General features: G+C 35.2%; 1 rRNA gene and 2 pseudogenes. 1 reads left to right on the top strand and 2 read right to left on the bottom strand.

Annotated features, from left to right (window positions below):
* Positions 1-58, bottom strand: a 16S ribosomal RNA gene (locus tag NLX67_RS22515); the annotation flags it as partial.
* A 546-nt stretch (positions 59-604) separates the two neighbouring features.
* Positions 605-996 (bottom strand): annotated as a pseudogene (locus NLX67_RS22510) (IS110 family transposase); the annotation flags it as partial.
* A 320-nt stretch (positions 997-1,316) separates the two neighbouring features.
* Between NLX67_RS22510 and NLX67_RS22505 the strand changes: the two are divergent.
* Positions 1,317-2,131: pseudogene (locus NLX67_RS22505) on the top strand (HTH domain-containing protein); the annotation flags it as partial.

The raw sequence follows: 2,131 nt of genomic DNA, 5'->3' as shown, positions 1-2,131 counted from the left end.
GCATGTATTAGGCACGCCGCCAGCGTTCGTCCTGAGCCAGGATCAAACTCTCCAAAAAGTGTTTGATTGCTCAATTGATTCTATACAAGATGACGGGCATCTTGTAATAGAAGTTTCTTGCTTAAAACGTTGACGTTTTTATTGATTTTGTTCAGTTTTCAAAGATCAATTTTCTTCACTGCCGTTAAAGGCAACTAAATCATCATATCATGCAGTGTTTTATAAGTCAATAAATTTTATCTAATTATCATTTCAATAAATCATTGATACAGAATCAAATTCATTTCATTTATGCCATCTTTATCGATGGCGGACGATTAATATAACATGATTAGAAACAGAAAGTCAATAATATTCCAAAAATAATTATATTAACATAATGAAAATCTGTATTTGAATTTCACTGTTTTTTTCGCCGTTGTTTTAACGACGGACTAATAATATAACTCATTCTTATCCCTATAGCAACACTTTTTTATGATGGATTTATTTACTAAATATGCATCCTTCATTAAATCTATCCATATTGAAACCATTGAGTGTAGGAATAAAACATGAACATATTGGAATACTTTAATGGAAGCCATCAAAAAAGCGGCTGTTTTAACTGACAGCCGCTTTTTTTATTTCTTCTCTCAAATTCCTCTTTGTAATACAGCACACATAACTGATACGCATCGATTTCGTCCGTTTTCACCTTTCTTAAAGTAGATTTCTTTGCTTGATGAGAAATAATGGGATTTAACAAGATATAGAGAATCCCTGTTCCTCCATGTATGGAATGATGGGGGTATGATAATGACCTGTAGATTCTAGTATCACCATAGGCATTTGCCCAGCCATGATTTCCATCCCTTTTAAAAAGCCGATCAAACGGCCTAATTCCTCTCGTGTATGCTTGATAGAAAAGCTCTTTCCATACGGTTTAGATTTATCTAAAAACGCCTGAACCTGGCTTTCACCCTTTGCGATATCTAACCCAACAACTGGATTCATATCGTTTTATCCTCCTCTGCTTTCTAACCAGTACCCCTGCTCCTTCATGTAGTATCATAGCTTCGCTTGTTATACGAGATCCAAGTCCCAACCAGCCTCAAACATGTTTCTACAAGTAGGGGGGTGAACAGTTTACTTCACGGAATCATTGTTCCACGCACCCGTACGTTCTACCCTGGCTACCGTTAGAATAAATCCTAAATAAAAAAGGTCAACCAGTAATTAAACTGTACCCTATAGAGTAGACACTAAAAAAGGTCTGCTTTATAGGGTACTTTTATATATAATGAATCAAAATGAGGAAATCGGAGAATAAACAAATGCCAAAAAAATTCTTTAATGAAATGGAAATGAAAAAACTATCCAATAATCCTTATGTCAAGTCTGTAAGTTCAAAGAGTATTACGTACACGGATGAGTTTAAAAGGATTTTTATAGCTGAAAATGAGAATGGAAAATTACCAAGACAGATTTTTGAGGAGAATGGTTTTGATGTTGAAGTCCTTGGTATCGTCAGAGTTCAAAGGGCTGCTTCTAGATGGCGAACTGTTTTTAATGAATCAGGAGTATTGGGTCTTAGGGATACGCGTAAAGATAATCTGGGGAGACCAACTAAGAAGGAGCTTTCCCTTGAAGAAAAGAATGCTAGATTAGAAGCTCAAATTCAATTATTGAGAGCTGAGAACGAGTTATTAAAAAAGTTAGATATTATGGAAAGGGGGCTGGAGAAAAACGAGTAAAAGTCTCTGCTGCACAGAGGTTTCTTTTAATTCGTTCGGTGATTGAAAAGTATAAGCTTAAAAATATGGTGAGTTTCCTATGTGGGATTTCTGGAGTATCACGCTCAGGTTATTATCGTTATTTTTCCCAAAAATCTCAGGAAAGAAGAGATCGACGAGAAAAAGAAGATTTAATATTAAAAGAAAATATCTTAAAAGCATTTGATTTTAAACGGCGCAAAAAGGGTGCACGTCAGATTAAGATGACATTAGAGGGACAGTTTCAACTTATATATAACCTGAAGCGAATCCGAAGGATTATGAAAAAATACAAGATTGTATGTCCCATCAGAAGAACCAATCCTTATCAGAAGATGTTGAAAGCTACTCAAGAACACTCCATACTGCCAAACTTA

Source organism: Domibacillus sp. A3M-37, assembly GCF_024213455.1.
Classification (GTDB): Bacteria; Bacillota; Bacilli; order Bacillales; family Domibacillaceae; genus Domibacillus; species Domibacillus tundrae.
Note: the sequence above shows the minus strand (reverse complement) of the source record. Positions and strands in the feature narration are given on the sequence as shown.